General features: G+C 26.2%; 1 protein-coding gene. It reads right to left on the reverse strand.

The genetic code is table 11. The features are described from left to right. Nucleotides 1–404: hypothetical protein (locus IAG46_RS17715; RefSeq protein WP_223826758.1), on the reverse strand; the 404-nt coding region annotated here is incomplete at its 3' end. Between the last annotated feature and the right edge of the window lie 27 nt (nucleotides 405–431).

A 431-nucleotide genomic window follows, 5' to 3' on the forward strand; every position in this document is an offset into this window, starting at 1 on the left:
TATTCTAAATCAGCTGAATTGTCAATCATTAACTGACGGTTATAATAGTTTATATGTTCAAGAATTGCGAAAAAATTGGCTAACATTCCCCACAAAATCAAGTTTTCAGGTATAGTTCCCCAGTCATTTTGATACAATTGAATCACAAATATTATTGGAATCAGACCAATTAATATCAAATTTATTTTTTTAGAGTTCCTGAAAATATTTAGATTTTTTTCTTGACTGAAGGGCTTGTTCAATAATCTATATAACTTTAATTTCCAATAGTGTTGACCTTGAATTAGTATTATTATACAAATTAAAATTCCATACAATAGAAAAAATATATCTACAAATGAGTTATTAAGGATTAGATAAACTAATATCGCTGGGAAAGTTACAAAAGCATGAAATCTTTCCATAGGATAATAACTCTTTAGTCTTTTAAT

The sequence above is a fragment of the Flagellimonas sp. S3867 genome (assembly GCF_014698935.1).
Classification (GTDB): Bacteria; Bacteroidota; Bacteroidia; order Flavobacteriales; family Flavobacteriaceae; genus Flagellimonas.